The sequence below is a fragment of the Streptomyces apricus genome (genome assembly GCF_008369065.1).
GTDB lineage: Bacteria > Actinomycetota > Actinomycetes > Streptomycetales > Streptomycetaceae > Streptomyces > Streptomyces apricus.
The window spans coordinates 118,891-125,722 of the sequence record NZ_VDFC01000028.1; the positions used below are offsets into that span (position 1 = coordinate 118,891).

The following is a 6,832-nucleotide window of genomic DNA, read 5'->3' on the forward strand; positions in this document are numbered from 1 at the left end:
ACCTCCCTCATCCCGTACACCTACGCGCTCCTCGACGAGCGCTCGGGTTATCCAGCGGGCATCCGGGACCCGGAGTGGCAGCACCTGGTCCTGCGCGCGGCGGGCGATCCGGTGGCCCTGGAGGAGGCCCTGACCCGGGCGGCGGTGCGGATCTGCGCCGAACTGCGCGCCCAGGGCCACCCCTCGGGTCCCCCCGACGCCCGGGAGATCAGCCGGCTCGCGGGGGACCTCGCCAGGCTGCGCGGACTGCCCGCGGCCGGGCGGGGCGAGCTGGTGGAGGCGGTGCAGACCGTCCTCGCGCAGGGCGAGCCGTACGGGCGTGGGCGGGCCGTCGCCCGGGCGATGGAGCGGGTGCTCGTGGGGACGCGCGGCGGCCGCCCGGCACCCGGCGCGCCGCGCAGCGGGCTCGCCCCGGCGGTGGAGGCCGAGCTGGCGGAGCTGCGGCTCCCCGGACCCGACGGCTCCGGCTCCGCCGCCCGGGACCTGCGGCTGGATCCGCTGCGCTCCGACCTGGACCGGCGCCGTGAACTGCTGCTGCAGCGGCTGACCGTGTGCGGGGTGCCGTACGGGGAGGCCAAGGACGTCGTCGGCGCCGGCGGCACCGAGGCGCTGACCTCGCGCTGGGAGGTGCGCTGGACGCCCGCCACGGCGGCGATGCTGACCGCGGCCGGTGTCCGGGGCGTCACCCCGGCGCAGGCCGCCGAGGGCCTGCTGCGCGAACGCCGGCGCGTGGAGCGGGACGAGGGCGGGTCCACGGCCGCGCAGACCCTGCACGGTCTGCGGCAGGCGGCCGAGTGCGGTCTGCCGGCCCTCACCGACGACCGCCTCGCCGACGTCCGCAAGGTGCTGCCGCACTGCGCCACCCTGCCCGAACTGCTCACCGGTCTGGCCCTGCTGGACCGGCTGCGGGCGGGCCACGTACCCGGCCTCGACACGGACTGGGACGCCTGCGCAGACGCCGACAGAGGCAAGGGGCGTGTTTCCACGGTGGCCTCCGTGGCCGAGCTGCTGACCGCCGCGGCGGTGCGGCAGGTGGACGGGCTGACGGGCTCCGAGGACCGGGACGACGCGCGTGCCCTGGTCGAACTCGCCGACCGCGCGGACCACTCGGGCGGCATACGGCTCGCCGGCGCCCTCGCCCGGCTGGCCGCCGACGGCTCCCCGCTGATGCGCGGCGCCGCCGGAGCCGTACGCGTGCTCCTCGGGCACGAGGACGCCCGCGCGCTGGGCGACCGCATCGCGTCGTGGGTGGACGGGGCCGTCACCCCCGAGGCCAGGTCCGCCCTCACCGATCGTCTCGCCGGGGTGCTGACCGCCGCGGGCCCGCTCCTTGAGGCGGCGGCCCCCGCCCTGGAGCCGCTGCTCACCCGGGTGTCCGAGATGCCCGACCGGCACCTGCTCGAACGGCTGCCCGCGCTCCGGGGCGGTTTCGACGCCCTCAGTCCGGCGGCCCGCGACCGGCTCCTCGACACAGTCGAGGAACGCCTCGCCGCCACGCACCTGAGCGACACCGGCGGCGTCGACCCCGGCGCGCTCGCCACCTGGACCGGCGCCGACCTCGCGGCCCGCGCCGCCCTGCGCACGCTGGGGCTGCTGCCTCCGCCGCGGCCGGCCGGACCTGCTCCGGCTCCGGCTCCGGCTCCGGCTCCCGGGCACGGACGCGAGGCTGCGGCCGCGCACACCTCCGGGCAGGACGTCGCCGAGGAGCGTGTCCTCGCGCCCGCCGACCGCTGGCGGCTCGTCCTCGGCCGCCGTACGGACCGGCTGCCGGGCCGGGCCGCGGCGCTGGCGACCGCGCTGGACGAGCTGTACGGCAGTGGCCGCGGCGAGGGCAGCAGGGGCGACCTGGCCGGGCGGGGCCCACGCGGCGGGGGCGGCCGTGAAGCCTCCTACCCCGGAGTGCGCGAGTGGTCCGAGGACCTGGCCGCCCTGTTCGGGCCCGGCATCCGGGAAGAGGTGCTGGCGGCGGCCGCGTCGGCGGGCCGCAAGGACGTGCTCGCCGAGCTGGACCCGGACAGCGTGCGGCCCTCCGTCGACCTGCTGCGCACGGTGCTCCGGCACGCGGGAGGACTGCCCGAGGCACGGATCGCCGCCCTGCGTCCGCTGGTCCGCCGCCTGGTCGAGGCGCTGACCCGGGAGCTGGCCACCCGCCTGCGTCCCGCGCTGCACGGCACGGCCCTGCCGCGCCCGAGCCGGCGCCCCGGCGGCGGGCTCGACCTGCACCGCACCCTGCGCGCCAACCTGGCGACCGCGCGCCGCGGTCCGGACGGCACCGTCCAGGTGATCCCGGAGCACCCCGTCTTCCGCGCCCGCGCCAAACGCGCCGCGGACTGGCGGCTGATCCTGGTCACCGACGTGTCGGGCTCCATGGAGGCCTCCACGGTCTGGGCCGCCCTGACGGCCTCGGTCCTCGCCGGGGTCCCGACCCTGTCCACGCACTTCCTGGCCTTCTCCACGGAGGTCATCGACCTCAGCGATCACGTCGAGGACCCGTTGTCGCTGCTGCTTGAGGTCAGTGTGGGCGGCGGCACGCACATCGCCGCGGGGCTGCGCCACGCCCGCGAACTCGTCACCGTGCCGTCCCGCACCCTCGTGGTGGTCGTCAGCGACTTCGAGGAGGGCTACCCCGTGGGCGGCCTGCTCGCCGAGGTCCGCGCCCTCGTCGGGGCGGGCTGCCACGTGCTCGGCTGCGCGAGCCTGGACGACACCGGCCGCCCTCGGTACTCGACCGGTGTCGCCGGGCAGCTCGTCGCCGCGGGCATGCCCGTCGCCGCCCTCAGTCCGCTCGAACTCGCCCGCTGGGTAGGGGAGAAAGTCTCATGAGCCTCGACCTGCCTCCGGTCGCGCCGTCCGTCACCGCCGAACTCGTGGCGGGGCTCACCCCCCGGCTCCGCAAGCGGCTGGACGCCGGCATCGGCAAGCTCGCGGACCGTCCGCGCGTCCGCGACGGCGACACCGTACGGATCGCCGTCGACGACGACACCACCCTCGAACTGCACGCCCCCGGCGGCGCGGTGACCAGCGCGGACGCGATCCGCTGCGGTTGCCTGCTGGCACCGGCCTGCCTGCATCGCGCGGCGGCGGCCTCGGCCGCCCCGATCGCCGACGTGGACACCGGCAGCGGCGCGGAGACGGGCACCGGCACCGGCACCGGCACAGATGCGGATGCGGGTCCGGACACCGCGGACACGGACACCGCGGACACGGACGCCGCATCCGGCCCCCTGCCCCGGTCCGAGCCCCTTCCCGGTCTCGGAGCTGGCTCCGGCTCAGTCGGTCAAGGTTCCGCCCCGCCGGAACCCGACACCGCCACGCCCGGGCAACTCGCCGCCGCGCGCGCCGCGTACGACGCCGCGGCCGCCGTGCTCGAAGCCGGGACGGACGGGTCCGGTGCCGTGCTGCAGGCGGAGTTGCTGCGCGCCGCGCACACCGCGCGGATCAGCGGGCTGCCCAGGATCGCCGCCGCGGCGGTCTCCGTGGTGACCCAGCTGCGCGCGGCACGCGGCACCGATCCGGCGTACCGCCTCACGGACCTCACCGCCGCCCTGCGCGAGGTCCTGGGGACGGCACACCGCCTGCTCGCCGCCACCGGGCCCGAGCTCGCCGCGCTGCGCGGCACCGCACGGCAGCCGTACGTGCCGGACGGGTCCCTGCGGCTGTACGGGCTCTTCTCCGAGTCCGTCCTCACGGCGACGGGGTACGCGGGGGCGGTCACCTGGACCGCCGACGCGGACGGCCGCCTCTACACGGTCCCGGACGTCGCCCCGGGCGGCGCCGGCCGGGCGGTGGGCGCGGCCGACCGGGCCGTACGCGTCGGGGACACGGCGCTCACCCACCGCGAGCTGTCCCGGGCCGGGCTCGCCGTGTCCGGCGCGACCGTCTCCCCGACGGGCCGGCTGGGTGCGGGAGCGAGGGTGCGGGCCGTGCGCGCGTCAGGCGCCGCCTGGAACGAGGCGCCGCTGGACCGCCTGTGGACCCGGCCCGTCGCCGAACAGGTGGCCCGGGCCCTGACGGGCGGGGACGGCGGGAGCGCAGGGAGCGGCGGGGACGGACTCCTGTTCCTGGACGTCACCCTCACCGGCACGGTCCGCGAGGCGGCGGGCGACTGCCTGCTGGCCGACTGCGGCGGTCTGCCGCTGCGGCTCGTCGCGGCCCACGACCACCCCGCGCTGCCGCACCGCGACAACTTCCGTCTGCTGGCCGCCGCGCCGGGCACCCGGCTGCGGGTCGTCGCCCGGCTCGACCCGGCCCCGGTCCCCCGGGCGCTGCTGCTCGCGGCGGGCCATCCGCTCGATCCCGGGGCCCACGTCGACCTGGGACTCGACCGCCTCCAGCACGCGGACCTGCCCGCTCCCGCGCCGGCGCCGTCCGGTCCCCCGGCGGCCGTGGACGAGGCGCCGCTGCACCTGCTGCGGCGGCGTGTCCACCAGGCGGCCGGCGCGGGCCGGCGCGTCCTCGCCCTCCCCGGCGACAGCGCGGCCGACGCCCGGCGCCTGCGCCGTTACGGGCTCGCCTGCGCCGGGGACCTCCTCGACGACCTGCACGCGGCTGCGGCGGACCGCTCGCGCGACGTCTTCGGCCGCCTCGTCGCCGCCGACGCCGGCCGTTTCGCCCGCGCGTGGCTCGCGGCGGCCCACTACGCGGAGGAGGTGGACCGGGCGCTGTGCGCGGCGGCGTGGGGCGTGGAGGCGTGGGGCGGGCAGGCAGGTGTGTCCCCGGCGGCGCCGGTCGCTGCTCAGGCCTCCAGGAACTCGGCCAGTCCCGTCAGCAGCCGTTCGATGTCCTCCTCGTCGTTGTAGGGGGCGAGGCCGACGCGCAGGCCACCGGTGTCGCCGAGGCCGATCCGGCGGGAGGCCTCGATCGCGTAGAAGGAGCCGGCCGGCGCGTGCACGCCGCGTTCCGCGAGGAAGGGGTACGCCTCCGCGGCCGGACGGCCCTCGAAGGTGAGCAACAGGGTGGGGGTGCGGTGGGCCGCCCTGGAGTGGATCCGGACGCCGGGCAGCGCGGACAGGCCCTTGTCGAGCTGCGMCCGCAGGCTGTGCTCATGCGCTTCGAGCGCCGTGAACGCCGCGCCGAGGCGCTGCCGTCGCGTGCCTTCGGCGTCCGGGTCCAGACCGGCGAGGAAGTCGACCGCCGCCTCCGTACCGGCGAGGAACTCGTACGGCAGCGTGCCCAGTTCGAAGCGTTCCGGGACCGCGTCGGTGGAGGGCAGGAGCTTGTCGGGCCACAGCGTTTCGAGCAGCTCGGGGCGGGCCGCGAGGACTCCGTGGTGCGGGCCGAAGAACTTGTACGGGGAGCAGACGAAGAAGTCCGCGCCGAGCCGCTCCAGGTCCACCGGCGCGTGGGCGGCGTAGTGCACACCGTCGACGTAGGCGAGCGCGCCCGCGTCGTGCGCGAGGGCGGAGATCTCGGCGATCGGGGGCAGGGTTCCGATCAGGTTGGAGGCGGCGGTGACGGCCACCAGCCGGGTGCGCGGGGACAGGACGGCGCGGACGTCGTCGGCGGTCAGCTCCCCGGTGGCGGGGTCGAAGTCGGCCCAGCGCACGGTGGCGCCGGCCCGGGCGGCGGCCTGGACCCAGGGGCGGATGTTGGCGTCGTGGTCGAGCCGGGTGACGACGACCTCGTCGCCCGGCGTCCAGGTCTTGGCGAGGGTGTGGGCGAAATCGTAGGTGAGCTGGGTGGCGCTGCGGCCGAACACGATCCCGGCCGGCTGCGCTCCCAGGAGGTCGGCCATCGCCCGGCGGGCTCCGGTGACGATGGCCTCGGCGTTGCGCTCCCCCGGCGTGAGCCGGCCCCGGATGGACAGGGGCCGGGTCAGCGCGTCGGCGATCGCGCGGATCACGGGCTGCGGCGTCTGCGTACCGCCGGGGCCGTCGAAGTGGGCGATACCGGCGTCCAGCGCCGGGAACCGGGCGCGCAGGGCGCCGATGTCGTACGTCACGAGAACTCCTGTTAGTGCCGTTGCGTGCCGTGCCGGGACAATCGCGGCAGCCCCTGCATCGTGATCGCTGAAGCCGCAGGCCACAAGGGGGCCGGGGTGCGTCGCAGACGCCACGGGGCCGGACCGGAGCGGTGCTCCACGTCGGCAGCGGTGCAACGGCCGGAGCCACGCTCCCCGTCGGGGCCGCCGCGGCGGTCGCAGCCAGCCCCCCGCTGGTATTGGCTTCCGGCTCGCCCCGCCCAGGCCGACACAAGCCGCCCGGGCCGATGCAGGCCGGCCACGGCCGCCCCACGCCGACGGTCGGCGAGTTCGCCGCCGTCCTCCGGGGTGCACCCACCGGCCCCGGCGTATCCGCGCGAACCTTCGGCGTCCCCCGGACGTTGCCCTGAGGGCCCGTCCCGGCGGGCCCCGACCCGGCACACCCCTGGGCGGGTCCGACGGCCACCACGGCCCGGCGACCATGAGGCGGAGGAGGCGGCAGCGCATGGCCCGACCGACCCCTGCCGCCTCCCTCGCCTCCCCCGGTGCCGTCGGCGGCCCGAGCCGGAAGAGGGCGCCCGTCACCGGCATGGTGCTGGCGGCGTTGTTCACCCTCCTCGGCGTACTCGGGCTGCAGGGCGTCCCGGCCGGCGCCACCGCCGGTTCCGCGGCCGGTGCCCCGGCTCCGGCAGCGGCAGCGGCCGCCGCGCACCACGTGGCCCACACCGCTGCCCCCGGCGTCCACCACCGCGTCCACCACGGCGTCGACGACACCTGTGCCACGGCCTGCAGTCAGCCGCCGCCCCGCGCGGGCCGCGTCACGCCCGGCGAGTGGCACGCCCCGCCTCCCGGCGCGGTGTCCGTCCCGGCGAGCATCGTCCTCCCCCTGCCGGAGCCCGGGCAGCCCTCGCC

Annotated in this window: 3 protein-coding genes and 1 pseudogene; 3 read left to right on the forward strand and 1 reads right to left on the reverse strand. The window is 77.6% G+C overall.

Annotated features, from left to right (window positions below):
- Window positions 1–2,823 (forward strand): DUF5682 family protein (locus FGF04_RS10080; RefSeq protein WP_188114025.1); only part of this gene is annotated, 2,823 nt, incomplete at its 5' end.
- Complete coding sequence (locus FGF04_RS10085) at window positions 2,820–4,799, forward strand: hypothetical protein (protein ID WP_235882267.1); 1,980 nt, start codon at window positions 2,820–2,822, stop codon at window positions 4,797–4,799. The genes FGF04_RS10080 and FGF04_RS10085, both read left to right, overlap by 4 nt.
- On the opposite strand, the gene FGF04_RS10090 is transcribed toward FGF04_RS10085, so the two are convergent.
- Window positions 4,736–5,941, reverse strand: coding sequence for a cysteine desulfurase-like protein (locus FGF04_RS10090; RefSeq protein ID WP_149510924.1), 1,206 nt, complete (start codon window positions 5,939–5,941; stop codon window positions 4,736–4,738). The genes FGF04_RS10085 and FGF04_RS10090 overlap by 64 nt on opposite strands.
- Before the next feature lie 484 nt (window positions 5,942–6,425).
- Between FGF04_RS10090 and FGF04_RS39980 the strand changes: the two are divergent.
- Window positions 6,426–6,832, forward strand: a pseudogene (locus FGF04_RS39980) (hypothetical protein); the annotation flags it as partial.

What these genes read in the sequence shown, in the direction of transcription:
- FGF04_RS10085 (WP_235882267.1), top strand. Translation starts at nt 2,820, where the DNA reads ATGAGCCTCGACCTGCCTCCGGTCGCGCCGTCCGTCACCGCCGAACTC.